Annotated in this window: 26 protein-coding genes; 10 read left to right on the top strand and 16 right to left on the bottom strand. The window is 58.8% G+C overall.

Features of this window, described 5'->3' with window-relative positions:
* Positions 1-40: 40 nt before the first annotated feature.
* The 3 genes from VOI23_RS06275 (at position 41) to VOI23_RS06265 (ending at position 4,537) form a co-directional block, all read left to right on the top strand.
* Positions 41-1,129, top strand: coding sequence for a TRAP transporter substrate-binding protein (locus tag VOI23_RS06275; protein ID WP_323783153.1), 1,089 nt, complete (start codon positions 41-43; stop codon positions 1,127-1,129).
* 103 nt (positions 1,130-1,232) lie between these two features.
* Positions 1,233-2,168: a TRAP transporter small permease subunit gene (locus VOI23_RS06270; protein ID WP_323783150.1), complete on the top strand. Its 936-nt coding sequence runs from the start codon at positions 1,233-1,235 to the stop codon at positions 2,166-2,168.
* Positions 2,169-2,182: 14 nt separating this feature from the next.
* Positions 2,183-4,537 carry a TRAP transporter large permease subunit gene (locus VOI23_RS06265; protein WP_323783146.1) on the top strand — a complete coding sequence of 785 codons (2,355 nt, stop codon included), beginning with the start codon at positions 2,183-2,185 and terminating at the stop codon, positions 4,535-4,537.
* Between the two features lie 69 nt (positions 4,538-4,606).
* On the opposite strand, the gene VOI23_RS06260 is transcribed toward VOI23_RS06265, so the two are convergent.
* The 7 genes from VOI23_RS06260 to VOI23_RS06230 form a co-directional block, all read right to left on the bottom strand.
* Positions 4,607-5,158 carry a fasciclin domain-containing protein gene (locus VOI23_RS06260; RefSeq protein WP_416376512.1) on the bottom strand — a complete coding sequence of 184 codons (552 nt, stop codon included), beginning with the start codon at positions 5,156-5,158 and terminating at the stop codon, positions 4,607-4,609.
* A 137-nt stretch (positions 5,159-5,295) separates the two neighbouring features.
* Positions 5,296-5,985, bottom strand: a complete 690-nt coding sequence (locus VOI23_RS06255; RefSeq protein ID WP_323783143.1) for an anti-sigma factor domain-containing protein — start codon at positions 5,983-5,985, stop codon at positions 5,296-5,298.
* Entirely contained in the window at positions 5,982-6,524 is a 543-nt protein-coding gene (locus VOI23_RS06250; RefSeq protein ID WP_323783140.1) for a sigma-70 family RNA polymerase sigma factor, read from the bottom strand. The genes VOI23_RS06255 and VOI23_RS06250 overlap by 4 nt, the downstream gene beginning before the upstream one ends.
* Before the next feature lie 94 nt (positions 6,525-6,618).
* Positions 6,619-7,443 (bottom strand): arginyltransferase, encoded by an 825-nt coding sequence (locus tag VOI23_RS06245; protein WP_323783137.1) that lies wholly within the window; start codon positions 7,441-7,443, stop codon positions 6,619-6,621.
* Positions 7,444-7,560: 117 nt separating this feature from the next.
* Entirely contained in the window at positions 7,561-8,010 is a 450-nt protein-coding gene (locus VOI23_RS06240; protein WP_323783134.1) for an RDD family protein, read from the bottom strand.
* 66 nt (positions 8,011-8,076) lie between these two features.
* On the bottom strand, positions 8,077-8,505 hold the full coding sequence (locus tag VOI23_RS06235; protein WP_323783131.1) for a DUF2852 domain-containing protein: 429 nt from the start codon (positions 8,503-8,505) through the stop codon (positions 8,077-8,079).
* Between the two features lie 108 nt (positions 8,506-8,613).
* Entirely contained in the window at positions 8,614-9,081 is a 468-nt protein-coding gene (locus tag VOI23_RS06230) for a YbaK/EbsC family protein (RefSeq protein ID WP_323783128.1), read from the bottom strand.
* 144 nt (positions 9,082-9,225) lie between these two features.
* Between VOI23_RS06230 and VOI23_RS06225 the strand changes: the two genes are divergently transcribed.
* Both VOI23_RS06225 and VOI23_RS06220 read left to right on the top strand, forming a co-directional pair.
* Entirely contained in the window at positions 9,226-12,018 is a 2,793-nt protein-coding gene (locus VOI23_RS06225) for a glutamine-synthetase adenylyltransferase (RefSeq protein WP_323783126.1), read from the top strand.
* Positions 12,015-12,284, top strand: coding sequence for a hypothetical protein (locus VOI23_RS06220; protein WP_323783123.1), 270 nt, complete (start codon positions 12,015-12,017; stop codon positions 12,282-12,284). The genes VOI23_RS06225 and VOI23_RS06220 overlap by 4 nt, the downstream gene beginning before the upstream one ends.
* 6 nt (positions 12,285-12,290) lie before the next feature.
* Here the strand turns inward: VOI23_RS06220 and eda are convergent, their stop codons facing one another.
* Positions 12,291-12,929, bottom strand: a complete 639-nt coding sequence (eda, locus tag VOI23_RS06215; RefSeq protein ID WP_323783119.1) for a bifunctional 4-hydroxy-2-oxoglutarate aldolase/2-dehydro-3-deoxy-phosphogluconate aldolase — start codon at positions 12,927-12,929, stop codon at positions 12,291-12,293.
* Between the two features lie 10 nt (positions 12,930-12,939).
* Complete coding sequence (gene edd / locus VOI23_RS06210; protein WP_323783116.1) at positions 12,940-14,748, bottom strand: phosphogluconate dehydratase; 1,809 nt, start codon at positions 14,746-14,748, stop codon at positions 12,940-12,942.
* A gap of 299 nt (positions 14,749-15,047) precedes the next feature.
* On the opposite strand from edd, the gene VOI23_RS06205 reads away from it, so the two are divergent.
* From VOI23_RS06205 to VOI23_RS06195, 3 genes are read left to right on the top strand one after another with little or no spacing between them, the layout of a single operon-like run.
* Entirely contained in the window at positions 15,048-15,692 is a 645-nt protein-coding gene (locus tag VOI23_RS06205; RefSeq protein ID WP_323783113.1) for a DUF6778 family protein, read from the top strand.
* Between the two features lie 38 nt (positions 15,693-15,730).
* Positions 15,731-16,927, top strand: coding sequence for an RSP_2647 family RNA methyltransferase (locus VOI23_RS06200; RefSeq protein WP_323783110.1), 1,197 nt, complete (start codon positions 15,731-15,733; stop codon positions 16,925-16,927).
* Positions 16,924-17,508 carry an RSP_2648 family PIN domain-containing protein gene (locus tag VOI23_RS06195; protein ID WP_323783108.1) on the top strand — a complete coding sequence of 195 codons (585 nt, stop codon included), beginning with the start codon at positions 16,924-16,926 and terminating at the stop codon, positions 17,506-17,508. The genes VOI23_RS06200 and VOI23_RS06195 overlap by 4 nt, the downstream gene beginning before the upstream one ends.
* On the opposite strand, the gene VOI23_RS06190 is transcribed toward VOI23_RS06195, so the two are convergent.
* From VOI23_RS06190 to VOI23_RS06170, 5 genes are all read right to left on the bottom strand, one after another.
* A complete protein-coding gene (locus VOI23_RS06190) occupies positions 17,505-18,188 on the bottom strand; it encodes a M48 family metallopeptidase (RefSeq protein WP_323783104.1) in 684 nt (227 codons plus the stop codon). The genes VOI23_RS06195 and VOI23_RS06190 overlap by 4 nt on opposite strands.
* Before the next feature lie 98 nt (positions 18,189-18,286).
* Positions 18,287-19,471, bottom strand: a complete 1,185-nt coding sequence (locus tag VOI23_RS06185; protein ID WP_323783101.1) for a VWA domain-containing protein — start codon at positions 19,469-19,471, stop codon at positions 18,287-18,289.
* A 4-nt stretch (positions 19,472-19,475) separates the two neighbouring features.
* Entirely contained in the window at positions 19,476-19,643 is a 168-nt protein-coding gene (locus tag VOI23_RS06180; RefSeq protein ID WP_323783099.1) for a hypothetical protein, read from the bottom strand.
* Positions 19,640-21,019, bottom strand: coding sequence for a DUF2927 domain-containing protein (locus VOI23_RS06175; protein WP_323783096.1), 1,380 nt, complete (start codon positions 21,017-21,019; stop codon positions 19,640-19,642). The genes VOI23_RS06180 and VOI23_RS06175 overlap by 4 nt, the downstream gene beginning before the upstream one ends.
* 262 nt (positions 21,020-21,281) lie before the next feature.
* Entirely contained in the window at positions 21,282-22,121 is an 840-nt protein-coding gene (locus tag VOI23_RS06170; RefSeq protein WP_323783093.1) for a MoxR family ATPase, read from the bottom strand.
* 180 nt (positions 22,122-22,301) lie between these two features.
* Between VOI23_RS06170 and dksA the strand changes: the two genes are divergently transcribed.
* On the top strand, positions 22,302-22,724 hold the full coding sequence (gene dksA, locus VOI23_RS06165) for an RNA polymerase-binding protein DksA (RefSeq protein ID WP_323783712.1): 423 nt from the start codon (positions 22,302-22,304) through the stop codon (positions 22,722-22,724).
* An 83-nt stretch (positions 22,725-22,807) separates the two neighbouring features.
* A complete protein-coding gene (locus tag VOI23_RS06160; RefSeq protein ID WP_323783091.1) occupies positions 22,808-23,977 on the top strand; it encodes an FAD-dependent monooxygenase in 1,170 nt (389 codons plus the stop codon).
* Positions 23,978-24,095: 118 nt separating this feature from the next.
* Here the strand turns inward: VOI23_RS06160 and xth are convergent, their stop codons facing one another.
* Both xth and VOI23_RS06150 read right to left on the bottom strand, forming a co-directional pair.
* Positions 24,096-24,905 (bottom strand): exodeoxyribonuclease III, encoded by an 810-nt coding sequence (xth, locus tag VOI23_RS06155; RefSeq protein WP_323783088.1) that lies wholly within the window; start codon positions 24,903-24,905, stop codon positions 24,096-24,098.
* 138 nt (positions 24,906-25,043) lie between these two features.
* Positions 25,044-25,367 (bottom strand): iron-sulfur cluster assembly accessory protein, encoded by a 324-nt coding sequence (locus VOI23_RS06150; RefSeq protein WP_323783086.1) that lies wholly within the window; start codon positions 25,365-25,367, stop codon positions 25,044-25,046.
* Positions 25,368-25,390: the final 23 nt, after the last annotated feature.

The raw sequence follows: 25,390 nt of genomic DNA, 5'->3' as shown, positions 1-25,390 counted from the left end.
ATCGGGCCTTTCGTGCAAATAAATCTGGGAGGATCAATTTATGGATCGTCGTTCTTTTCTGAAAACTTCGGCTCTGGGCGGCTCGGCTGCTGCTGCGACTTCGCTGGCTGCACCGGCCTACGCACAGGGCAAACGCACTTTGACCATGGTCACCTCGTGGCCGCGCGGCTTCGCCGTTCTGGATGATGCTGCCAGCTATCTGGAAAAAATGGTCGCTGAGATGTCCGATGGGACGTTGACCATCGATAAAAAGGCACCGGGCGAACTGGTGGGCGCACTGGAAGTGTTTGACGCCGTGTCGTCGGGCCAGGCCGACATGTACCACTCGGCCGATTACTACTTCATCGGTCAGCATCCGGGTTACGGCTATTTTACAGCAGTGCCCTTCGGTGGCACCGCACAGGAAATCGTCAACTGGTACTACCATGACGGTGGCGAACAGCTGCATGATGAGCTGGGTCAGATTTTCAACATGAAAGGCCTGCTGGCCGGTAACTCTGGGTCGCAATCGGGCGGTTGGTTCCGTAATGAAATCACCTCGGCTGCTGACTTCAACGGCCTGAAATTCCGGATGCCGGGCATGGGCGGCAAAGTGCTGGGTAAACTGGGCGCATCGGTTCAGAACATCCCGGGCGGCGAACTGTATCAGGCACTGTCATCTGGCGCGCTGGACGGTCTGGAATGGGTTGGCCCGATGGCCGACGAACGCGCCGGCTTCCAGGAAGTTGCGAAAATCTACTACGCAGCAGGTTTCCACGAGCCGGGTTCGGCGCTGGCTGCCAACGTCAACCTGGACGTCTGGAATGAACTGAGCGACCAGCACAAGGCGATCCTGCGCTATGCCTCGATGGCGACCACTCAGCTGCAGCTGTCGGAAACGCTGGCCAATAACGGCGCCGCGCTGGAACGACTGAAGTCGCAGGGCGTCAAGGTTCTGCAATTCCCTGATGACGTTTGGGATGCGTTCGGTGCCGCCTCGAAAGAGGTCATGGACGAGAACATGGACGACGAACTCTATGCCCGTATCCGCAAGAGCTTCGAAGACTCGATGTATTCCTCGTCGGAATGGATCAACCAGTCGGACGGTTACTACGTTCAGCAGCGTAACCGCGTTCTGGGCAAAGGCTAATCATAGGCTACCCAACACTGGGGGTCCCTGTATTACTACAGGGGCCCTCTCTGGCGTCTTTACGTCAAACTAGATCCCTGCAAGGGGAAATACGGGGGAAATCATGCAGGAAGAAAGCGCTGTCACACTCGGACAGGCCCTAGGTGCATTGGGGGCTGGCGTGGTCTGGTTTTTCCAGAATATCGCTCTGGCGTTTTACAATTTTGGTTACGCGGTGTCGCACCCACAGCTCTGGCTGGACTGGTCCAATAAAGAAGCGGTAATGCGCTTTGTCTATTACGGCGGATCGGTCGAATTTTTCTATGTCGTCTTTACGGCGTTTCTGGTCATCACGGCCATCGGCATGTGGCAAAACCGCTTCATGTGGGGCGTTGTGCGGGTGCTGGAAGGCTTTGCCAACACCGTCGGCCGGTTCTTTGCCTGGGCCGGGCTGCTGATGGTGTTGCAACAGATCATCATCGTCTTCATGCAACGGATTTTCACCCGACCCGACATCGTTGTCGGTTTCGGCATCCCGCTGCAATTCGACATTAGCTGGTATGCCGAAGAACTGAAATTTTACAACGCGTTGGTGGTGTCGCTTTGTGCCACTTACACCTTTGTGCAGGGCGGCCACGTTCGCGTGGACCTGATCTATGCCGGTGTGAAATTCCGCACTAAAAAAGTGATCGACATGATTGGATCGCTGTTCTTCATGATGCCTGCGGCGGTGCTGGTCTGGATGTATGGATGGTTTTTCCTGTGGCGCCACTTGATCGTGCCGAAGCCTTCGGCCAGTGACACGCTGGAACGCTTGTTGATGAAATCCCGAGCCATGCGCTGGAATGTCGAAACCATCGGCTTTTCGCCCAACGGTTTCACCGGTTACTTCTTGTTCAAGATCCTGCTCGTGAGTTTCTGCGGCATGGTTTTCCTGCAGGCTATTGCATTCTTCTTCCGCTCTTACCTGGAATGGAAAGAAGGCGAAGCCAGCGCCAATAAATACCTCGACAAGGACACGCTTGGCGCAGGTGAAGAAGCCTATGAAGGCACGCATTAAAGGGGCAGTGGGACATGCTATTCGGACTTGATGGGGTCGAAATCGGCCTAATTATCGTCTTTATGTGTCTCTTCGGAGGCATTCTTTCGGGCTTTCCGGTGGCGTTCGCCATCGCCGGGGCAGGGGTGATTTCTTTTGGGATCATCGCCGCACTGGATAGTGCTGGACTGCTGATACACCAGGCCATCGACACCGGGTCGGTCATGTATCAAAATCTGGTCGATACCGGGGTGAAACCCGAAACAATCTCGATCTTCCGCTATCCGGACCTGCCGAGGCTCGCTCAGCCGGTCTTTGAACGGGGTTGGGAAACCGCGATGGACCGTAATGTGTCGTTCATCGTGAACCGGATGAACGAACGGGTTCTGGCAGGTCAGTCGATCGAAACTCTGCTGGCGGTGCTGATGTTCGTTCTGATGGGCATCACGCTGGAACGCTCGAAGATCGCCAACGACCTGTTGACCACGATGGCGCGGGTCTTTGGTCCGCTGCCGGGTGGTTTGGCCGTGTCGGTGGTGGTCGTGGGAGCGTTCCTGGCCGCGTCGACCGGGATCGTTGGCGCGACTGTGGTGACGATGGGCCTGTTGTCACTGCCAACCATGCTGCGACACAATTATTCGCCCGAAATCGCCACCGGCGTGATCGCGGCAAGCGGCACTTTGGGGCAGATCATTCCGCCCTCGATTGTGATCGTTCTGCTGGGGACACTGGCGGGCGACCTCTATTCGGCGGCACAGGAGGCCCGGGCGCAGACGGCTGGGTGTACCGATGCTTTGACTTATCTGGGCGAACCTGCCGTTGTTTCGGTGGGCACCTTGTTCCAGGCGGCGTTGTTGCCGGGCATCCTGCTGGCATTGCTTTATGCGCTTTATGCCTTCGGCTATGCGCTGATGAACCCGTCGAAAGCTCCGGCGGTCGAAATGGGCACTTCAAGCGGTGAACCGATTTCGCGCCGCGAAGGTTTGACATGGTTCCTCGGGGTTCCGATTGCGCTGATCGGTGGGGCATTCATGCTCGGGTCGGTCGGGATTATCGGCAGCCAAAGCCTGCATGTGGACACCTTCACCGATGTCGGCACCGGTGCATCATTGCGCACCAATGTCGGTGACGAATGCAAGGCGGCGATGATCGAACTGCATGGGCAAGAAGCATGGGATGCAGCAATTGCGCAGCAGGTCGATATCGATGCCGCAGGCGGGGTCGAAGAAAGCCGCAAGCTGAGCACAGAGGAAATCGCCGAACGCGTCGCGGCCAAGGCAGAAGCCGCGGCTCCGATCGGTGTTGGCGTGACTGTTCTGCTGATTATGCTGTCAATCACCTTGGCATGGGCACGGGGCACCAGCCCCTCGGGCGATCCGCGCCCGCTGATCATCGGCGCGATTGGTGTCGTTCTGGCAGCGATTGCAGATATCGTCTTTATCGCCCCTAGCAGCAGTTCCGGGGTGACGGTTCTGTGGCTGTTGATTCCGATGGTGATCACGCTCTACGGCTGCAAAGAGGCGGTCATACGCCTGGCCAGGAACGAACTGATCCGGGTGGTTTTCCCGCCACTGGTCCTGATCGTTGCTGTGCTGGGGTCCATTCTGGGCGGTATTACCAATCCGACGCCGGCTGCGGCGCTTGGGGCAGGCGGTGCGCTCATGCTGGCCGCCTATCGCAGGCTGCGGGACGAAGACAAATCCGGCAAGGTCGTGATCTGGTCCACTTTCGCAGTGATCATCATGATCCTCGTCGGGATCAATTTCGACCTGCGGATCAATCAGCCCGATGTCAGCCTCGAAAGCTGGATCGCGTTTTTCATCGCTTATGCGGCATATCTCTATGCTGCGTTCGGGCTGATCTACAGCTGCTGGACGCTGTTCCGTTCCGGCGTGCTGACGCCGGTGGTGCGGGAAACGGCCAAGGTGACCTCGATGGTGTTCACCATTCTGATCGGGTCGCAGTTGCTGAATCTTGTGGTGATTTCCTTCGGGGGTGAACACTATATTCAGCAGTTCCTGAAAAGCTTCGACAACGAATTCACGGTCTTCCTGATCGTGATGTTGGTGCTCTTCTTCCTTGGCTTCGTACTTGATTTCCTGGAAATCATCTACATCGTGATCCCGATCGTGGGGCCGGTCATCTATGGCGGCACGTTCGATCCCAAATGGGTGACGATCATGATCGCGGTGAACCTGCAAACATCGTTCCTGACACCACCGTTCGGGTTCGCGTTGTTCTATCTGCGCGGGGTGGCACCATCGAGCGTGACCACGGCCCATATCTATCGCGGGATCATTCCTTTCGTGTTGATCCAGGTACTTGGCTTGGGGATCTTGTGGTTCTTCCCGTCGATCGTGACGATTGTACCGGCGCTGATCCCGAATTGATCTGAGACAGCTGAATAAATTAGAAAAGCCGCCCCTTTTGGGGCGGCTTTTTGTTGGGCGTGGCTTAACTTATTTCGGGACCAGAACCGCATCGACCACGTGAATGACGCCGTTTGATTGATCGACATCGGCGATGGTGACTTTGCCTGCATTACCGTTTTCGTCGTAGATATACAGATTGTCGCCCTTCACCTGTGCCGACAACGCATCGCCTGATACGGCCTTGAAGTGATAGAACCCGTCACTGGCAGCCCGCGCCTTAGCTGCAATATCAGCCGCAGACCAATCACCCGCGACCACATGAGCGGTCAGAACTTTGGTCAACATGCCCTTGTTTTCAGGTTTCAACAACGTTTCCACCGTACCGTCTGGCAGCGCGGCAAAGGCCATATTGACCGGGGCAAAGACGGTGAATGGCCCGTCAGATTGCAAGGTGTCGACCAGGCCTGCGGCCTTCACGGCGGCGACGAGGGTGGTGTGATCTGCCGAATTCACGGCGTTTTCGACGATGTTCTTGGTTTCCAACATCGGTGCACCGCCGACCATTGGATTGGCGGCAAAGACCACCGTTGCAAAGGTCGAAGCAAGGGCCGCTGCGGCCACGGTTTTCATCGGGTTCATGTTAGTCTCCTTTGAGTTAAGCGGGCGATCCTGCCCGGCGATACTCAAAGCCACGAAACCGGATATTCAAAAGTTTCAGCGATGTGGAAAAAAAGTCTGAAATTTTTTCGGTAGATAAGATCAGCTCGAAAAGAGCATCAGGTCTTGACGACAGGTGCTGCTGCCAAAACGTCGCCAGTGGGTTGACCGGTGGGCGATCCGCCGGGGGGTTCATCGGAAATCGCCAGCGTCGCTCCGGGCAACCGTGCGATCAGATCAGCCGGGACGTCGAGCCGGATTTCCGTCGTGTCTGCCAGAACACCCAGCGAGACCGGGGCGGGTTCTCCTTCTGCGATCAGCCACAATTCTTGTACCCGTCCGGGACGTGCCTCCCCCATCATACGGGTCAGGATCAGCGTGCCACTATCAGGATCAAAACCTGCCGTCAGGCGCAGTCCTTCGGCCTCGGACATCAATTCTGCGCTATATTGCGGAACGAAACCGGGGCTCTGGATTTGTGGTAACAGAAGCAAGAAAGCGGCCAATGCGGCAAACACCGCACCGCCTGTAATCCCCATCCACAGACGCCGGGTAACCTTCATCCTGCGCGCGCTGTCCGGAAACAACCGCGCCTCCAGCGCACGTTTCACATGTCTCGGCGGCACTTCCGGGGTCAATTCATCAGCCATTGGTGCCAGTCGCGCTTGCCAGTCGCGGACAAGCGCGGCCAGCGCCGGGTCCTGCGCCATGCGGGTTTCGAAACGGCGCGTATCTTCTCGGCTCAGCAATCGCAGAGCATATTCGCCTGCCAGCGCGTCATCGTCCATTTCGTTGCCCGTATCGGTCATTGGCTCAGACAGTCTTTCAGCTTTATAAGGCTACGCCGCAGCCAGGTTTTCATTGTATTAAGCGGCACATCGAACCGCTTGGCGAGATCGTCATAGCTCAGCCCGTCCAGATAGGCCCCACGTACCGCTTGTGCCCGGTCCTGTTCCAACTCGTCTAAACAGGCCACGATGCGTCTGCTTTCTGACAGCGCGATGGCCTGTGCTTCGGGAGTTGGCCTCTGATCGCGGGGGGCGGGGATAGCATTGATATCTTCCGTCTGTGTCCCGCGCGCCCGCAACCGGTCAATCGCCATGTTTCGCGTCACTGTGACCAGCCAAGTGATCGGGCTGTGTCCGGTGACCCTATAGCGATCTGCCTTGTGCCAGATGCGCACGAATACTTCCTGCAACAGATCCTCGGCTTCGGCCCTGTCTTTTAAGACACGCAGGCAGACACCGAAAAGTTTCGCACTTGTGGCATCGTAAAGTTCGGAAAACGCCCGGCGGTCCTGCAGCGCGACGCGCGCGATGAGCGTTTCAATATCTCCGGCAGTGGTCATTGCCTTCATTCATCCCAGGAATTCGTCCGGTTGGTACCGCAACAAGCTAGATCAAAACCGCGAAAATCCATCTCCGGGAATCGATTTATGTCGCTTAGCGCTTCACTGGATGGCTGAGATCGGGAAGCGAGATATTTGCGACCTGTTCAGCAATCGGATCAGTCGACAGGGGGTGCAGTTCGGGCGAATAAGCCTCTTCACCCTGGAATGGTTCCCAGCGACCGGACTTGAACACTTCCAACCCGGAAAAGCGGGATTTGTAGCCCATCTTGCCGCTGCCCTGAACCCAGTAGCCCAGATAGACATAGGGCAGCCCGGATTCGCGGGCGATTTCGATATGATCGAGGATCACATAGGTGCCCAGACTGTCGCGCTGGCGTTTGGGGTCGTAGAAGGAATAGACCATGCTGGTTCCGTCGGACAACAGGTCGGTCAGGCAAACGGCCGCCAGTTTGTTGGTATCGCTGTCGACATACTCCACCACCCGGGTTCTGATCGGTGTTTCTTCGACCATGGCAGCGAATTCGAATACATCCATATCGGCCATGCCGCCATCGGCATGGCGGCTGTCCAGATAGCGTCGGAACAGATCGTATTGTTCTTCGGTGGCCCAGGGTGATGTCGCCCGGCGCACGAGATTGGCATTACGCTTCCAAGTACGGCGCTGGCTTTTGTTCGGCTGAAAGCCGTCGACCCGGATCCGCGCCGACAGGCAGGCGGCGCAATCGGTGCAGGACGGGCGGTAAAGCACGTTCTGTGAACGCCGGAAACCCTGTTGCGACAGGCTGTCGTTCAGCAGGTTGGCGGCATCCCCCTGCAGCGCTGTAAACAGCTTGCGCTCCATCCGGTCGGCCAGATAGGGGCAAGGCTGTGGCGCAGTCACATAAAACTGAGGAGCAAGGGGTAAAGTATGTCGCATGGTGCCCAATAACTGAAATCGCGTCAAAGATATCAGCCAATTGCCGCTGCGCCAAGAGTCGATGTTTTGACAATGCTAAACCGGAGAAAACGAAATTAGATACACATTTTCAGTGTATTAGCGTCGTGCTGCCCGGTTCAGCGCGACCGTTCCCAGCACATTATCGCTCAGACCCTGGCCGCGTTCGGTTGTGGCCATCAGGACTGCCGAAACCACTTGCAGGATCGGGATCGCAAAAGAAACGCTCAATCCCAGCGTATGCAGGAAGGCCAAGGTCAGATCGAAACGCTGACCATGCTGGTTGCGAAATTCGATCGCAGTCAGGCGCATGCCCAATGTTGCAGACCCATTTGCAAGGGTGATTACACGATAGGCAAAACCGACCACAAACATCAGAAATGGAAAGAAAAAGATCCCGGTAAAAGCGGTGAAGGGCAGGATCGCTACGCAGATCAGGGCGATCAGAACCGTATCGACCACGAAGGCGATCAACCGTTTCAACGCCACGTCATCGTAAAATTCCGGCTGGGTGTGCGGATCTGGCAGGTGCCAGTCAACCTGGCTCATCTTGGTATCCTTTCTTGAAAAAAACCGGCCCGGACACTGCCCGGACCGATCTTTGGGGGACTTGGACTACGCGTCTTCGTCTGCGCGCTCGGTTGCGGCGGTCTTGGCGCGTTCATCCATGAACTCGTCGAATTCGGCCTTGTCCTTGGCATCGCGCAGGCGCTGCAGGAAGGCTTCGAAATCGTCCTGTTCATGTTCGAGCCGACGCAGGGTGTCGGCCTTGTAGGCGTCAAAGGCGGTGTTGCCGCTGGATTTCATCGCATGAAACCCGTGCTGCGTACGGTGGGCGCGGTGTTTGCAGTTCTTGCCGAACATCTGTTTGCTCCAGATCATGTAAAAGAGAAGGGCGAGGCCAACAGGCCAGAAAAATACAAAGCCCAAGACCATGGCTGCAATCCAAGCCCCTTTGCCTTTGCTATCAAGCCAGGCCTCGGATCTGGACAGCCAACCCATGCGGTCATGAGACGCGGAAGAATAGGCGGCGGCGGGTGTCATTAATCTCTCCATCATTATGTCTATGTGAATGTCTTTCACATTGAATAGATTGGCACTGTCGGATTGTTTTGCAAGACAAAATGTGAAAGATTTTTACATTACTTCAATTTAACAAGTAAAGTCAGCGACTTGTGATCCTGTTAGGCGGGGAAGTTCGCGTGGGTGAAGTTCAAAAATATGGTGTGGCGTGCCTGCGGCTGCCCAGATCGTGTCAAACTCCAGTAGCCGCGGATCAAGAAAGGCGCGGATCGGATTGAGATGCCCGACCGGTGCGACACCACCGATGGCAAACCCGGTCTGGGCCCGGATCAGCGCCGCATCCGCTTTGCCCAAAGCTTCACCTGCCACCGCGCTGGCTTTGGCGGTATCGACCTGATTGCCGCCTGCGGTCAGGAACAGGATTGCTTCGCCACTCTTTTCGCCTTTGAAGATCATCGACTTGGCAATCTGGTCGAGTTCGCACCCGGCCACATCCGCGGCTTGTTGCGCGGTGCGCGCCAATCCCAGTTCTTTGATCTCGGTCTCGATACCGGCGTCTTGCAGCGCTTTTTTCACACGTTTGAGGCTTTTGCTCATTGAAGGGCCTTTCGGTAGACGGATTATCTTACCGATACCGCAGATGGATACGGGCGGCCAGCCCGGTGGGGACCGGCTACAATTCGTCCGTCAGATTGATCCCTGTCATTGACCTGCACGGACGCGACGATACAACTTGCGACCATGAATTTTGCATCCCGGATGATCCACCAGCCCATCGCCTTCGACCCCGACCGTGGCAACGAAGCGCTTGACCTGTTTCCCGACCTGACGCCGGAGCTGTCGGCGTTGATGCGCGGGGTGGCTGGATGCAGCCCTTATCTTAAATCGCTGATGGAAAAGGAACGCGATTGGATCCTACCTGCGCTCGACGCTCCCGAAGACGCGGTCGATCACTTGTTTACCCAATTGCGGGGCTGCCCACCGGACCAGTTGGCCAACGCGTTGCGTCAGGCCAAAAGACGCATTGCACTGCTGACAGGACTGGCAGATTGCGCCGGGGTCTGGACGCTGGAACAAGTCACCGGAACCCTGACCCGTCTGGCTGATACGGCTTGCCAATTGGCATTGCAAGCAACGGTGGCGGCGGAAATCAAACGTGGGAAACTGCCTGGCGCAACCGAAGACGATATCGAAACCGCCGGTCACATGGCGGTGTTTGCGATGGGAAAGATGGGCGCGTACGAACTGAACTATTCGTCGGATATCGACCTGATCTGCCTGTTTGACGAAAGCCGCTATGACCGCGCGGATTATCACGAAGCGCGGGCGTCTTTGGTGCGGGCGACGCGAAAAATGGCCACCATGCTGTCGGATCTGACCGCCGAAGGCTATGTTTTCCGTACCGATTTGCGGTTGCGCCCCGATCCGTCGGTCACTCCGGTCTGCATGGCGATGACAGCGGCGGAAACCTATTACGAAAGCGTCGGGCGAACCTGGGAACGCGCTGCTTATATCAAGGCGCGCCCGGCTGCGGGCGACATTGAGGCAGGGAAGGCATTCTTGAAAACCCTGCGCCCCTTCGTCTGGCGCAAACATCTGGACTTCGCAGCGATTCAGGACGCCCATGACATGCGCCTGCGTATCCGCGAACACAAAGGTCTGGGCGGCAAGCTGGATATTTATGGCCACAACATGAAGCTGGGCCGGGGCGGCATCCGCGAGATTGAATTTTTTACCCAGACCCGACAATTGATCGCGGGCGGGCGCGACCCTGATCTGCGGGTGCGCGGCACGGTAGAAGGGCTGCGGATACTGTCCGAAAAGGGCTGGATTGGCCAGGACGCGGCAGAAAAACTGACTGATCACTACCGGTTCCACCGTCAGGTCGAACACCGCATCCAAATGGTCAACGATGCCCAGACCCATGCTTTGCCGAACAGCCATGAGGGGATGCAGCGCATCGCCTGTTTTCTGGGCCGCGATCTGGACGAATTGAAAACCGATCTGCGGCAACGGCTGGAACAGGTGCATGATCTGACCGAAGGCTTTTTTGCCCCCGACGCCGCATCGCCTGCCGGACCCCCTGATCTGGACCCGGTAAACCGCGAAGTCGTGCAGCGCTGGCGCAGCTATCCGGCATTGCGGTCGTCGCGGGCGGTGGAAATATTCGACCGGATCAAGCCGCGCCTGTTTCAGCAACTGGCCCGCGCCGCCAAACCCGACGAAGCGCTGCATGCGCTCGACGGATTTCTGGCCGGATTGCCTGCGGGGGTGCAGCTGTTGTCGCTGTTCGAAGCCAACCCGCAACTGATCGACCTGCTGGTCGATATCGCCGGGACCGCCCCCCGACTGGCGGTCTTCCTGTCGCGCAATTCGTCTGTTTTCGACGCGGTGATCGGTGGCGATTTCTTTGCCGATTGGCCCGGTCTGTCCCGGTTGCGCGATGACTTGGCCGAACAGTTGAGCATCGAGCCGGATTATGAACGCAAACTCGACCTGACCCGGCGATGGGCCAAGGAATGGCATTTTCGGATCGGTGTGCATCACCTGCGCGGCTTGGTCGACGCCGATGGCGCGGCGGGTCAATATGCTGATCTGGCCGAGGCGGTTCTGGCCGCGCTTTGGCCCGAAGTGGTGGCGCAATTTGCCCTGAAACACGGTGATTGCCCGGGGCGTGGCGCGATGGTTCTGGGCATGGGGTCGCTTGGTGCGCGGCGGCTGAACGCCACTTCGGATCTCGATCTCATCGTGATCTACGATGCCGATGGGGTGGACAGTTCCGACGGTCGCCGCCCATTGGCCACGCGCGCCTATTACGCAAGGCTGACCCAAGCGATGGTCACCGCTGTCACGGCCCTGCTGCCCGAAGGGCGGCTCTATGAAATCGACATGCGGCTCAGGCCTTCGGGCACTCAGGGGCCGGTGGCCACAAGCCTGGCCAGTTTCCGCGATTATCAGCTGACAGAGGCCTGGACCTGGGAACATCTGGCGCTGACCCGTGCCCGTGCCGTTGCCGGTGACCGGGAGGTCGCAAATGATGTGGAACAGGTGCGGCGCGACGTTCTAACTTCGCCGCATGAGGCTGCTAAGGTGATCGCGGATATGATAGATATGCGTGGCAAGATCGCGGCTGCGAAAACGTCCTCCGGCCCGTGGGACGCCAAGCTTGGCCCCGGTCGTTTACAGGATATCGAACTGATGGCGCAGGCCAGCGCGGTGATCTTTGGCACATGCGCCCAGTCGGTGCCCGAAGCGTTGGATGATGCGGTGCGCGGCGGTTGGCTTCTGCAACAGGAACGCGGTGCGCTGATCGCGTCTTATCAACTGTGTTGGAAATTGCAGATGGTATCGAAATTGCTGAGTGACAAACCACTGAACCCTGACACGATAGGCCAGGGCGGCAGCGCAATGCTGTTGCGCGAAACCGATGCGCCGGACGTTGAAACCCTGCTCGCCGAACTGAAGGCGAAATCCGCAGCCGCTGGCGCGATCATCAATGCGGCACTGGCGCGCGATCTGTCGGTATCGATATGACACTGGACCCGTTCGACCCAAAAGGACTGATCCGGGAAAGTTTCCGGATCGACGGGATCGCGGAACCCGAATGCCGGTCTATTTTCCTCGATTGGGCGCTGAGCCTGAACGATGGAGTCGATAATCAGGATGCGTTGCAGCAATTGATCGCGCGCTATGCGCAGCAACCGGTCGATCATCCGATGATGATGGTGCTGCGCGAAGGGCAGGGGCAGATGACCGGCCCGAAACGCCGCGGAGGCTGGCGCGCGCGGCGTGGAGGTTAAGCCGGTTTACCGCAATCGGCTGGCCGCTGCCGCCAAATCGGTGATCCCGCCCCAATGGCCGGTCTGAACCAGTTCCCTGGGCGCGACCCAGCTACCGCCGACGCAGGCCACATTCGGTAGTACCAGATATTCATGTGCATTATCATGGCTGATCCCGCCGGTCGGGCAGAACAGGATTTGCGGTAACGGCGAGGCAAGCGATTTCAGCATCGCCGCTCCGCCCGAGGCTTCGGCGGGGAAAAATTTCTGGCTGCTGTAGCCGCGTTCCAGCAGCGCCATCGCCTCGGTGGCGGTGGCAGCCCCGGGCAGGATCGGCAGGCCGATGTCTTCGCAGGCTGTCAGCAGCTTATCGGTCGCGCCGGGTGAGACCGCGAATTGCGCGCCTGCCGCCTTGGCGTTTTCCGCGTCTTCCGGTGTGAGCACGGTTCCGGCCCCGACGATTCCGCCGGGAACTTGCGCCATTTCTCTAATCACTGACAGCGCGACCGGTGTGCGCAAAGTGACCTCCAGAACCGTCAGACCGCCGGCAACGAGAGCTGCGGCAAGCGGTTGTGCCGTGTCCAGATCGTCAACCACCAGCACCGGAATGACCGGAGCGCGGTGACACAGGGATTCGGTGATGCTGCTGGCTTCTTGCGGGGTCATGGGCGTCATCCTAAACAATCACGGCGGCGCCATCGGTGGCGAGGCCCACGTTTTGGCGGAAGGTTTCGAACAATTCACGACCGATCCCGTGGCTGTTGCCGCTGAGGTCGGGCTGAGACGGCGACCGGTCTGCGAAGTCTTCACTGAGGTTTTCCAGAACGCCGGTGACCGCATCGACCCGGATCAGATCGCCGTCCCGGACACGCGCCAGCGGGCCCCCTGCCATAGCTTCGGGGCTGACATGGATAGCGGCAGGCACCTTGCCCGACGCCCCTGACATTCGCCCGTCAGTGACCAGCGCTACCTTGATCCCGCGATCCTGCAGTACCGCGAGCGTCGGGGTCAGCCCGTGAAGTTCCGGCATGCCGTTGGCCTTGGGACCCTGAAAACACACCACTACCACAGTGTCCGAGGTGAATTCGCCCGCCTTGAACGCGTCCTTTACCGCGTCCTGGGTGTGGAATACCCGCGCTGGCGCCTCGATCATCCGGTGTTCGGGATCAACGGCAGACACCTTCATGATGCCGTGGCCCAGATTGCCCTTAAGCTGCTGCAAGCCGCCGCTGGACTGAAACGCCTGATCGTAAGGGCGCAGGATTTTTTCGTTCAGGCTGTCGCGCGGCCCGGGTTCATAGACAACACGGCCCTCTTTCAGCTTGGGGTCCTGAGTATAGCGTGCCAGCCCGTCGCCAGCGACGGTGCAGACATCTTCGTGCAGCAAACCGGCCTGCAGTAATTGTCCGATCATGAAACCCAAACCGCCTGCGGCATGGAAATGGTTCACGTCGGCCAATCCGTTCGGATAAACCTTGGCCAGCAACGGGGTCACTGCGCTGATATCGTTGAAATCCTCAAGGTCCAGCCGAATACCCGCCGCCCGCGCCATGGCGGGCAGGTGCAGCACCAGATTTGTCGATCCACCGGTCGCCATCAGCCCGACAATGCCATTGACGAAGGCGCGTTCGTCCAGAACCTGCGACACCGGACGGAAATCGTTGCCCAACCCGGTGATTTCCAGCGCCCGTTGCGTCCCCGCCACCGTCAGTGCATCGCGCAGCGGCGTGTTGGGATTGACAAAGCTGGACCCAGGTAAATGCAGCCCCATGAATTCCATCAGCATCTGGTTGGAATTGGCGGTGCCGTAGAAAGTGCAGGTTCCCGGTCCGTGATAAGAGGCCATTTCAGCTTCCATCAACCTGTCGCGGGTCACTTCGCCGGATGCGAATTGCTGGCGAACCTTGGCTTTTTCGTCATTCGGCAGACCGCTGGTCATCGGACCGGCGGGCAGGAAGATACCCGGCAGATACCCGAACGTTGCCGCCGCGATCACCAGCCCCGGCACGATCTTGTCGCAGACACCGAGGTAAATCGCGGCATCGAATGTGTTATGTGACAGTGCCACCCCGGCGGCCAAAGCGATCACGTCGCGCGAAAACAAGGACAGTTCCATGCCGACCTGGCCCTGCGTCACCCCATCGCACATCGCCGGTACGCCGCCCGCAACCTGCGCTGTCGCTCCGGCGTTGCGTGCCGTGTCGCGGATCAGGGTGGGAAAGCCTTCGAACGGCTGATGCGCCGACAACATATCGTTATAGGCGGTCACAATGCCCAGATTGGGGGCCCGCGCCGCGATCAGCGCCGGTTGGTCGGCGCCCATCGCGGCATAGGCATGGGCCTGGTTGCCACAGGTCAAATGTGCCCGGCGCGGCCCGTCCTCGGCAGCCTGTCGCATCCGATCCAGATAGATGGACCGGCTCTCAAGGCTTCTTTCGCGAATCCGGTCGGTGACCCGTGAAATGACATCGTTGAGCTGCGACATAGAGGTATCTCCGCGACTTGAGGACTCTATAGTTTGTTAGCGTTAACACTGCAAGAGAGCGATGTTGCCGGGAGCCTCTGGCAGGGCCGGTGGTCCGGTTGTTGAAAATCGGTGTTGTATCTGTCCTAGCAAAACACACGAACGGTTGCACGGACAAGTTGTTGCATTCGGGGTCAACAGGGAAATGCCGCGGAATGATCCCGGTTCTGCGCCAAATTTGTCTAAAATTCGCCCGAATTCGACGGGAAAGTGAAGACCATACCGAATTGGCCTGGGGGCTGGCCTAAGGAGATGGAAAGATGAAGATCATTCGTACCGGACTACTGTTGGCGATCGGCCTTGGACTGTCGGCCTGCGCGTCAATCGACACCGCAACGCGGAATATTCCGCTGGAAATGCCGCAAATGGCGCCAGCCGCACCTGTCGTGGCGGTGGCCGACTACAATATCAAAGTATCGCGTTCGCTGCGCGTGTCCGAAGCAAATATGTACTATCCGATGGGGGATATCGTTTGGCGCGGTGATCCGATGGGCGACCGTCACGCCCAGATCGCCCGTATCTTTCAAGACAGCCTGACCCGTGTGCAGACCAAGAACGAAGATGGCGCATTGCCGGTGGTGGTCGATATCGACCTGATCCGTTTCCACGCACTGACCGAAAAGACCCGCTATACCATCGGCGGCGTGCATTCGATCGATTTCAACATGACGGTGCGCAACCCGATCACCGGCGAAGTGATCGTGCCCACTCACGAGGTCAAGGCCGATCTGCGCGGTTACGGCGGGTCCAAGGCGATGGCGGCGGAACAGCAGGGCCTGACTCAGAAGGTGCGGATCACTCAGCATATCGCCAATGTGATCGCACAGGAACTGTCCGCGCCGGGGTCTGCACCAAAAGGTGTGACCGAATTGGTGGCCGGTCTGGAAACCCAGCCGCAAGGCTAGGTCTTTCCCAACGGAACGAACAAGGCTAAGAGGGCGCTATGACAGTGCCCTCTTATCCCGTTATTCGCCTCAGACCCAAGGCCAATGCCCGCGCCATCCGGCACGGCTTCCCTTGGGTTTATGAAAATGAACTGGTCACCGACCGCCGTACCCGGAAACTCGATCCCGGGACAATCGCGGTGTTGGAAGACGCAGAACGCCAGTCTCTGGGGCTGGTGGCGTTCAATGCCAATTCGCGGATCATCTGCCGGATGCTTGACCGCGATCCCGCCGCTATGATTGATCAGGACTGGTTCGCCACGCGTCTGGCCAAGGCATTGTCGCTGCGCGAGCGTTTGTTCGACGCGCCGTTCTACCGGCTGATCCATGCCGAAGCTGACGGCTTGCCCGGCGTCGTGATCGACAGGTTTGGCGAATATGCGGTGGTGCAACCCAATGCCGCATGGGCCGACGTAGCATTTGAGGCGCTCACCGATGCGCTGACAGAGGTTACAGGCGTAACCACTGTGATCAAGAATGCCACTGGCCGCGCCCGGCAACTGGAAGGCCTGGATAATGAAACTCTTACCGTGCGGGGCACGACTCCCGAGGCACCAATCCCGGTGCCGATGAACGGGGCCACCTATATGGCCGATCTGACCGGCGGTCAGAAAACCGGTCTGTTCTTCGATCAGCGTCCCAATCATGCTTTCACCGCGCGTTTGTCACAGGGCGCACGGGTTTTGGATGTGTTCAGCCATGTCGGGGGATTTTCCCTGGCCGCTTTGGCCGGTGGGGCTGCCAGCGCCGTTGCCGTGGACGGGTCAGAACCGGCGCTGACCTTGGCTGCGTCGGGGGCGCAGGCGATGGGCGTGGATAACAAGTTTACCACCCGTAAGGGAGATGCGTTCGATGTGCTGACCGCGTTGGGCGAAGAGGGGGCGCAATTTGACGTGGTGATCTGCGATCCGCCTGCTTTCGCACCATCGAAACAGGCATTGGAGGCAGGTTTGCGTGCATATGAACGCATTGCCCGGCTCGCAGCCCCTCTGGTGGCCGAAGATGGCTATCTGGTGCTGTGTTCGTGTTCTCACGCTGCTGATCTGGCCAAATTCCGTGGCGCCTGCACCCGTGGTATTGGCCGCGCCGGACGGCAGGCGCAACTGCTCCGTACCGGCTTTGCCGGACCCGATCATCCACTGATGCCGCAACTGGCCGAAAGCGGCTACCTGAAATCGCTGTTCTTCCGGCTTTGAAGGTCCTGCTGGACACTTGCGTGATCTACCCGACGGTGATGCGCGAAGTGCTGCTGGGGGTGGCCCGGGCAGGGGTGTTCACGCCGCTTTGGTCGGCCCGTATTCTGGAAGAATGGGCTCGCGCCTCGCGCAAGCTGGGACCGCAGGGCGAGACGCAGGCGCGCGGCGAAATCGCGATGTTGCAAATGGCCTGGCCCAAGGCCGAAGTCAGTTGGAAACCTTCGCTGGAAGACCGCCTATGGTTGCCTGATGCCGCCGATGCCCATGTTCTGGCAGCGGCCATTGCGGGGAATGCCGATCTGATCCTGACCCTGAACGCAAAAGATTTTCCGCGCCATATCCTGGCCGAAGAGGGCCTGACGCGACAGGATCCGGATGGGTTTCTGCACGGTATCTGGCTGGCGCATCCCGATCTGGTGGCGTCGGTGGTCGAACAGGTTCGGGCCGAGGCCGAGCGGCTGTCGGGCGACCCATGGGAGACCCGGGCGCTGATGAAAAAGGCCAAACTGCCACGACTGGGCAAGGCTTTGACCCGACAAACTCCCAGCTCACAGCTCCCAGAGCAGGGCAGGCGGGGCTAGGCTTGCCAGCGCGCTTCCAGCTTTTCGATCGCCTTGATCCGTTCCGGCGTCTTCGGATGGCTCAACAGCCATGCTGGTGCCGCCCCTGAATTGGACTTGGTCAGCGCTTCGAGCTTGCGAAACAGATCCTTCTGCGCCCCGGTACCGATCCCGGCCTTGGTCAGCAGGGCGGCGGCATATTCATCCGCTTCGTATTCATCCGACCGTGACAGCCTTGCCGCCAACAACCGGGTCAGGGCGGTGGCCAGATATCCGCCGATTCCCGGCAGCAGCCGCGATAACACCATCGCCATCGCGGTGCGCAAAGCATTCTGGCCGGAAAAATCGATCATCCGCCGCCGCGAATGGCCCAATGCGACATGGCCTAACTCATGGGCAATGACGCTGGCCATTTCTTCGGCTGTCACCGCACCCTGTTTGAATTTGTCATAGAACCCGCGGGTAATGAAAATCCGACCGTCCGGGGCGGCCAGCCCGTTCACCGGCGCGATTTCATAAATATAAACCCGTATGCGCGGCAGCTCCAGCGCGGCGGCCAACCGATCAGTAACCTGCTTTAACACGGGATCGGCCAGTTCGGTCGATTGCGCATCCAGTTCCCTCGCCGTTCGCCAGGCGGAAAAGCGGTACATCGCAATGCCATAGAGAATGGCCAGAAGGATTGGGGTGAAACGCAGCATGGTTCAGATATGGGGCCGGTTGGGTAAAAGGGCAAGCGCCCGAAAGTATCCAGTTCGGGGACGGATATCGCAGCGTTTACTGTGTCTCAAATCGCTGCTCAGCGCGTCAGTTCCTTCATGCCGCGTTCGATCCCTTCCAAGGTCATCGGCACCATGCTGCCTTTGAAAATGTCGGAAATCATCGCGATCGACTGGGTGTAATTCCAGTATTTTTCAGGCACCGGATTGATCCAGATATGCGACGGCCATTGATCGCGCGCACGCTGCAGCCAGACCTCGCCGGTTTCGGCATTCCAATGTTCGTTCGCCCCGCCGGGATAGGCGATTTCATAGGGTGACATCGAGGCATCGCCGACGAAGATGCATTTGTAATCGGACCCGTAAGTGTGCAGCACGTCCCAGGTTGGGGTCTGCGCGTCCCAGCGGCGGCGGTTGTCCTTCCACACGCCTTCGTACAGGCAATTGTGGAAGTAGAAATGCTCCATATGTTTGAATTCGGACTTGGCTGCCGAAAACAGCTCTTCCAGCACCTTGATATGCGGGTCCATCGATCCACCGACATCGAGAAACAGCAATACCTTGACCGCATTGCGCCGCTCGGGCCGGGTTTTCACGTCAAGATAGCCATGCTCGGCCGTCGCCCGGATCGTGTTGTCGAGGTCGAGTTCGTCATGCGCCCCATCACGGGCCCAGCGGCGCAGCCGTTTCAGCGCTACCTTGATGTTGCGGGTGCCCAGTTCAACGTCGCCGTCGAGATTCTTGAATTCGCGCTTGTCCCAGACCTTGGTCGCGCGCTGGTGGCGGCTTTCTTTCTGGCCGATCCGCACGCCTTCGGGATTGTAGCCATAAGCGCCAAAGGGCGAGGTGCCGGCAGTGCCCACCCACTTGTTGCCGCCCTGATGACGGCCTTTTTGTTCCTCGAGCCGTTTCTTCAGCGTTTCCATCAGTTTGTCGAAGCCACCCAAAGCTTCGATTTCGGCTTTTTCTTCTGCACTGAGGTGCTTTTCAGCCAGTTTTTCCAGCCAGTCGGCAGGAATGTCGACAGCATCCAGCACATCGCCAAGCTGGATATTTTCCAGCCCCTGGAACGTGGCGGAAAAGGCCCGGTCGAATTTGTCCAGGTTGCGTTCGTCCTTCACCATCGACACGCGGGCAAGATAATAAAACCCGTCCACGTCATAGGTCACCAGCCCTGCCTTCATTCCTTCCAGAAAGCTGAGATACTCGCGCAAGGAAACCGGAACACCGCCTTTCCTCAGATTTTCGAAGAATGGCAGAAACATGGGGTCAGACCGCGGATCGATGAATGAAAATGGTGATGAACAGGCCGACGATGATGAACAAAATGGCATAACCCGCCGCATATTGCAGCAAATCGAGTCCCTTGCCGTTGCGTCGTTTGGCCAAAACGGCCCCGAAAATCGCGCCCAGAATTGCCGCCGCAATTACGATCATATTTGTCCGTCTCTCTGTTTCAGCGGACTTAGAGCGGTAATTTCCCGCAGCTTGGCCCGCACCGCCCAATCAGCCCCGAACCCGTAACGCGCCCAGCCCAGACTGTCCAGCCTGACCAGGCGTGCTTCTGTGCTGCGTCCCAGCAGGTCAAGAGCTTCGGCGCGCAGCAAAAGCAGCGTTGACAGCAGCGCGGCGTTTTCATGCTGGGCGGCGACGTTCAGATGCGGATCTATGATGCTCAGCGCGGCCTGACCGCGGCCTTCGCTGATTGCATAGGCTGCCAATTGCTGCGCGATCTGGGCGCTGTGCAGCTTGGTGCCGGGTTGCTGGTCATAGATTTTTTGCGCCGCGCGGAAATGCGATAGCGCCAAATCGGCATCGTAATTCTGCGTCAGCCGGCCCAGAGCATAATGCGCAAAGGCGCGGCGGTGATCGGTCCAGCCTTCGGAACGGGCGATATCGAGCGCGCGTTGCGCCGCGGCCCGGCGGGCGGTGGCACTGCTACCGGGCCCCAGGGCGGCCTGAATCGCGTCGATCCAACTGCGCGGGGTGGCGGGCAAATAACGTGGCGACAGGCGCGCCCCGGCCGGGTTTAGGCGCGCCAGTATGCCGGGCAGCCGTGCCGCGACGTCGTCCCGGCGCAGGCCCGAATGCAGTTGCGGCGAATAAAAGGCCCGCAAGATAAGCATGTCATAGCCGGTCAGCACCGTATGCACATTGTCATCATTGAAAACGCTGTCAGGCAGCCGGTACAGGTCGTTTAGCGGCCCAAGCGCCTGCGCCAACTCTTCGTGAAGACAATCGCGCAACTCCTGCGGTGGCGCATCGGCGGGCACAAAAATCGCTAGCCGATCGCGTTTGGATAACCGGCTCCAATCGGTGCGCTGAGACCGCCGCGAATTGGCAAATTCCGACAGGCTGGATACGTTAGGAACCACGAAACAGGCCGCTTGCGGCAATTGCTTGCGAATCTGGGAATGGCTGACCGCTTCGATAGTGATCGACGCGTTTTGCGACTGGGTTCTGCGGATGTCGATCCCGGCCTCGGTACGCAATCGCGCCAGAAGCTTGTTCAGATCGATATTCAGACTGATCGGGGCCTTACCAGTGACCCTTAGTGTGATCGGCCCTTCGAATCGGGTCAGGACCGGTAATTCCCGCCCCGATTCCAGCCTGAACGCCAGGTCGAGGAAGTCCCGTGCGATATCCGCATTCGACGCGCGCGGCACATCGGGGCGCGGGGTCGCAAAGGTTTTCATTGGCGGCAGCATCGGTTCAGATGTGGTTGAGGCGCGGGTCGGCATTTCGCTTGGCGCAACCGACATGCAGGCGCTCAGAAGAAAGCCCAGCGGCAATAAAAAACGCGCTTTGATCATCGTCTGGCGCCCCCGGTCCAACCTAACAAGAAACTTATGAATACCATACTTTCGGCTTTCCAAATGACAAAATGCCCGACAGTTGCGTCAGTATTTCGACGGGCATGCAGGAATGTCTAAGCGCTAGTGTTGGAATGAGGCGGTAATGTGGCTGTCACCGCGCGCGGCTGGAAACAGCTTGTTAACCAAGGCGGCACAATGTCATGTCGTTGTGGTAGGAGACATCGTGCCGCCGGTGTTTTCGTCGGCTTATTAGTCCTGGTTAGCCCTGGCTGCGCGCCATGAAGGCCAGCCGTTCGAACAGGTGTACATCCTGTTCGTTTTTCAGCAGCGCCCCATGCAGTTTCGGCAACGCATTGGCACCGTCACGGCGCAGATCTTCGGGGGTCAGGTCCTCGGCCAGCAACAGTTTCAACCAATCCAGAACTTCTGACGTCGACGGCTTCTTTTTCAGACCGCTCATGTCGCGGATTTCGTAAAACTGGGTCAGCGCCGTGGTCAGCAATTGTTCCTTGATCCCGGGGTGATGCACTTCGACAATCTTCTTCATCGTGTCGGTATCGGGAAACCGGATATAGTGGAAGAAACAGCGGCGCAGAAACGCGTCCGGCAGTTCTTTTTCGTTATTGGACGTGATGATGATGATCGGCCGGTGCCGCGCTTTGATCGTTTCACCGGTCTCGTAGACATGGAACTCCATCTTGTCGAGTTCCTGCAGCAAATCATTGGGAAATTCGATGTCGGCCTTGTCGATTTCATCAATCAGCAGAACCACTTTTTCATCCGAATCGAAAGCCTGCCAAAGCTTGCCCTGCTTGATGTAATTCTTAACATCATGGACGCGTTCATCGCCCAACTGGCTGTCGCGCAACCGGCTGACAGCGTCATATTCATATAGTCCCTGCTGGGCCTTGGTGGTCGACTTGATGTTCCATTCGATCATCTTCAGCCCCAGCGCGCCAGCCACCTGTTTGGCCAGCTCGGTCTTGCCGGTGCCCGGTTCGCCCTTGACCAGCAATGGCCGTTCCAATGTGACCGCCGCATTGACCGCAACGGTCAGATCATCGGTCGCCACATAGGCGTCAGTGCCTTGAAATTTCATCCGCTCTTTCCTCATCCTGCACGTTTTCGCGCCACAGTATCGTGAAGTTAAACCGCTCGCAATCTGTGGCGTTAAAGGTAGTGACAATCACCATACGTTGCGATAGATGAGCGCCGGGAGGACGCCATAATGTCAAAGGATACAGGCTTGACAGATCATGGCCTTGATGAGGGAAAAGAGATGAAGGCAGAAACCTTTATTTCCGATGATTACCGTCCGGCGGAAGATGAACCTTTCATGAACGAAAAGCAGCTGGAATATTTCCGGCGCAAGCTTTTGGCTTGGAAAGCAGAAATCCTTGACGACAGCCGCGACACGATCGAAGGACTACAGGAATCTACACGCAGTATTCCTGATGTGGCCGACCGGGCCAGCGAAGAAACCGATCGCGCGCTGGAATTGCGCACCCGCGATCGGCAGCGCAAACTGGTTTCCAAGATTGACGCGGCCCTGCGCCGCATCGAAGAAGGTGAATACGGCTATTGCGAAGTCACCGGCGAGCCGATCAGCCTGAAACGGCTGGATGCGCGTCCGATCGCCACGATGAGCCTGGAAGCCCAGGAACGTCATGAACGGCGTGAAAAAGTACACCGCGACGACTGATCGGACGATGAGTCGCGCAACAGGATAAAACGTCGGGGCCCCGGTCCCGGCGTTTTTCGTATCGGCAGGGGATGAACCGGCGAATGAGCATGATCGGGCTGAACGTTCTGGTGATCGGGGGCGGCATTGGCGGGCTTGCCGTGGCGCGCGCATTGGCCCTGCGCGGTGCCTCGGTCACCCTGCTGGAACAGGCCGAAGCGATCACCGAAGTGGGGGCGGGGCTGCAGATCAGCCCGAACGGCTTTGCCGTGCTCGACGCGCTCGGGCTTGGACAGGATCTGGTGCAGAATTCGGTCCGCGCCAATGCGGTCAGTCTGCGCGATTACCGCAATACCGAGGTGCTTCGCCTCGATCTCGGGCGATTGCAAAACCGCGATTACTATTTCACCCATCGCGCTGACCTGATTGAAATTCTGGCCCGGGGCGCGCGCGAGGCGGGGGTTCGCATCCGGCTGCTGCAGAAAGTGGACCGGGTTGAACCGGGCGACCGCCCTCGTGTTCATACCGCGAACGGCGCGGTGATTGAGGCCGATCTGGTGATCGGCGCCGACGGGTTGCATTCGCGTTTGCGTCCGGCGCTGAACGGCGATGCCAGCCCGCGCTTTACCGGTCAGGTCGCTTGGCGTGCCATTGTCCCGAATGATGCGAACCGTCCCGCCGAGGCCCGGATCCATATGGGCCCGGGCCGTCACGTGGTCAGCTATCCGCTGCGCGACGGATCGGCGCTCAATCTCGTCGCGGTACAGGAACGCGACCAATGGGCCGACGAAGGCTGGACCCACGAAGATTCTCCCGACGCGCTGCGCGCGACCTTCGCGGATTTCGGGTCCGAGGTGCATGATATGCTCGCCCGGGTCGAAACCGTGCATTTGTGGGGTCTGTTCCGCCATCCGGTGGCGCGCCACTGGCAAGGTGGCCATTGCGCGCTGCTGGGCGATGCCGCGCATCCGACGCTTCCCTTCCTGGCCCAGGGCGCCTGCATGGCGCTGGAAGACGCTTGGGCGTTGGCTGACGAATTGGCCAATTCTGAAAACACTGCCTCCGGGCTTGCCGCCTACCAGACCCGCCGTGCCGCCCGCGCCAGAAGGGTGATCAACGCTGCCACCGGCAATGCATGGAAATACCACCTGCGTTCCGCGCCGGTTCGATTTGCAGCCCATACGGCGCTGAAGCTCGGCGGCGCGCTCGCGCCTTCGGCTATGCTGCACCAGTTCGACTGGATTTACGACCACGACGAAACTGCTGCGGTCTGACCTGTCACCAATTCATTTCTTCTTGGCTGAACTACTCCGGGGGAGTCCTTGAAAATCATTGATTTTCAAGGACGGGGGCCGCGCCCCCAATCCCGCTTCCCGCAGGGGAAGACGCCGCTCAGGCGTCCAGCTCGACCCAGACCGGTACATGATCAGATGGTTTCTCGCGGCCGCGAATTTCCTTGTCGATCCGGCAGTCCAGCAAAAGATCGGCGCATTGCGGGCTCAATAGGAAATGATCGATACGAATGCCGTCATCGCGATTCCAGCATCCGGCCTGATAATCCCAGAACGAATATTGCCCCGGCTCCCGCACCCGGGCGCGGAAAGCTTCGGTAAAGCCCAGATTCAGTATCCGGCGAAACGCGGCGCGGCTTTCGGGTCTGAACAAGGCATCCTCAATCCAGGCCTCGGGCCGCCGTGCATCCTCGGCCTGCGGGATGATATTGTAATCGCCCGCCATCAAGCTGGGCATTTCTTCGGCCAGCAGGGCCTGTGCCCGGGCATAGAGCCGATCCATCCAGCGCAGTTTGTAATCATATTTACCGCCCGGCACCGGGCTGCCATCGGCCTGCAATTCCACCGGGTTGCCATTGGGCAGGTAAAGCCCGCAGATGCGGACCGCTTCCTTATCGCCCACCACCGTCGCTTCGATCCAGCGCGCCTGTTCGTCGCTGTCGTCCCCCGGCAATCCGCGGGTCACGTCTTCCAGCGGCCGTTTCGACAGGATGGCTACGCCGTTGAAGCTTTTCTGGCCGTGCGTTTCGACGTTGTAACCCTTGTCCTCGAATATCTCACGCGGAAACGCCTCGTCGACCGATTTGATTTCCTGCAACAGCGCCACGTCGGGCTGTGCCTCGTCCAGCCAGTCGCTCAGCGCATTGATCCGCGCTTTGATCCCGTTGATGTTGAACGTGGCGATTTTCATGACTGGTCTCCTGCTATAGCCCATCTATGCCCGCAAGCGGGCAGGGGGTGCAACCCGCCGCCCGCGTGTCGGCGGCAAGGACAGTGCGGTGAGTTTTTTCGCAAATATGAAAGGCTGGGTGAGGCGACAGTCCGGAACTTACATCGAAAACGACGTGCCGCAGCCGCAGGAGGCGGTGGCGTTGGGATTGTCGATCACGAAACGCGCGCCGATCAGTTCTTCGCTGAAATCAATGGTGGCGCCGGTCAGGAACGGCAGCGAGACGCTATCGACCACAACTTTTTCTCCGGCCCCTTCCAGTACCAGATCGTCGTCGCCGGGTGCGTCCAGCTTGATATCGTACTGAAACCCGGAACAACCGCCGCCTTCGACCGCGACGCGCAACGCCTGACCCTGTTCAGCGGCGCCGATTTCTGCCAGCCGGGCAAAGGCGCGGTTGGTGACATTCGGGGGAAGCTGCATTGTTGGGGCTCCTAATGGTTTCG

It is taken from the genome of Thalassovita sp., from assembly GCF_034670005.1.
Classification (GTDB): Bacteria; Pseudomonadota; Alphaproteobacteria; order Rhodobacterales; family Rhodobacteraceae; genus Thalassobius.
Note: the sequence above shows the minus strand (reverse complement) of the source record. Positions and strands in the feature narration are given on the sequence as shown.

What these genes read in the sequence shown, in the direction of transcription:
- VOI23_RS06220 (WP_323783123.1), top strand. Translation starts at nt 12,015, where the DNA reads ATGACACTGGACCCGTTCGACCCAAAAGGACTGATCCGGGAAAGTTTC.
- VOI23_RS06230 (WP_323783128.1), bottom strand. Translation starts at nt 9,081, where the DNA reads ATGAGCAAAAGCCTCAAACGTGTGAAAAAAGCGCTGCAAGACGCCGGT.
- xth (WP_323783088.1), bottom strand. Translation starts at nt 24,905, where the DNA reads ATGAAAATCGCCACGTTCAACATCAACGGGATCAAAGCGCGGATCAAT.
- VOI23_RS06175 (WP_323783096.1), bottom strand. Translation starts at nt 21,019, where the DNA reads ATGATCAAAGCGCGTTTTTTATTGCCGCTGGGCTTTCTTCTGAGCGCC.
- VOI23_RS06200 (WP_323783110.1), top strand. Translation starts at nt 15,731, where the DNA reads ATGACAGTGCCCTCTTATCCCGTTATTCGCCTCAGACCCAAGGCCAAT.
- VOI23_RS06265 (WP_323783146.1), top strand. Translation starts at nt 2,183, where the DNA reads ATGCTATTCGGACTTGATGGGGTCGAAATCGGCCTAATTATCGTCTTT.
- dksA (WP_323783712.1), top strand. Translation starts at nt 22,302, where the DNA reads ATGAAGGCAGAAACCTTTATTTCCGATGATTACCGTCCGGCGGAAGAT.
- VOI23_RS06240 (WP_323783134.1), bottom strand. Translation starts at nt 8,010, where the DNA reads ATGAGCCAGGTTGACTGGCACCTGCCAGATCCGCACACCCAGCCGGAA.
- VOI23_RS06205 (WP_323783113.1), top strand. Translation starts at nt 15,048, where the DNA reads ATGAAGATCATTCGTACCGGACTACTGTTGGCGATCGGCCTTGGACTG.
- VOI23_RS06190 (WP_323783104.1), bottom strand. Translation starts at nt 18,188, where the DNA reads ATGCTGCGTTTCACCCCAATCCTTCTGGCCATTCTCTATGGCATTGCG.
- VOI23_RS06245 (WP_323783137.1), bottom strand. Translation starts at nt 7,443, where the DNA reads ATGCGACATACTTTACCCCTTGCTCCTCAGTTTTATGTGACTGCGCCA.
- VOI23_RS06225 (WP_323783126.1), top strand. Translation starts at nt 9,226, where the DNA reads ATGAATTTTGCATCCCGGATGATCCACCAGCCCATCGCCTTCGACCCC.
- edd (WP_323783116.1), bottom strand. Translation starts at nt 14,748, where the DNA reads ATGTCGCAGCTCAACGATGTCATTTCACGGGTCACCGACCGGATTCGC.
- VOI23_RS06275 (WP_323783153.1), top strand. Translation starts at nt 41, where the DNA reads ATGGATCGTCGTTCTTTTCTGAAAACTTCGGCTCTGGGCGGCTCGGCT.
- VOI23_RS06150 (WP_323783086.1), bottom strand. Translation starts at nt 25,367, where the DNA reads ATGCAGCTTCCCCCGAATGTCACCAACCGCGCCTTTGCCCGGCTGGCA.
- eda (WP_323783119.1), bottom strand. Translation starts at nt 12,929, where the DNA reads ATGACCCCGCAAGAAGCCAGCAGCATCACCGAATCCCTGTGTCACCGC.
- VOI23_RS06255 (WP_323783143.1), bottom strand. Translation starts at nt 5,985, where the DNA reads ATGACCGATACGGGCAACGAAATGGACGATGACGCGCTGGCAGGCGAA.
- VOI23_RS06250 (WP_323783140.1), bottom strand. Translation starts at nt 6,524, where the DNA reads ATGACCACTGCCGGAGATATTGAAACGCTCATCGCGCGCGTCGCGCTG.
- VOI23_RS06160 (WP_323783091.1), top strand. Translation starts at nt 22,808, where the DNA reads ATGAGCATGATCGGGCTGAACGTTCTGGTGATCGGGGGCGGCATTGGC.
- VOI23_RS06185 (WP_323783101.1), bottom strand. Translation starts at nt 19,471, where the DNA reads ATGTTTCTGCCATTCTTCGAAAATCTGAGGAAAGGCGGTGTTCCGGTT.
- VOI23_RS06260 (WP_416376512.1), bottom strand. Translation starts at nt 5,158, where the DNA reads ATGAACCCGATGAAAACCGTGGCCGCAGCGGCCCTTGCTTCGACCTTT.
- VOI23_RS06180 (WP_323783099.1), bottom strand. Translation starts at nt 19,643, where the DNA reads ATGATCGTAATTGCGGCGGCAATTCTGGGCGCGATTTTCGGGGCCGTT.
- VOI23_RS06235 (WP_323783131.1), bottom strand. Translation starts at nt 8,505, where the DNA reads ATGACACCCGCCGCCGCCTATTCTTCCGCGTCTCATGACCGCATGGGT.
- VOI23_RS06170 (WP_323783093.1), bottom strand. Translation starts at nt 22,121, where the DNA reads ATGAAATTTCAAGGCACTGACGCCTATGTGGCGACCGATGATCTGACC.
- VOI23_RS06270 (WP_323783150.1), top strand. Translation starts at nt 1,233, where the DNA reads ATGCAGGAAGAAAGCGCTGTCACACTCGGACAGGCCCTAGGTGCATTG.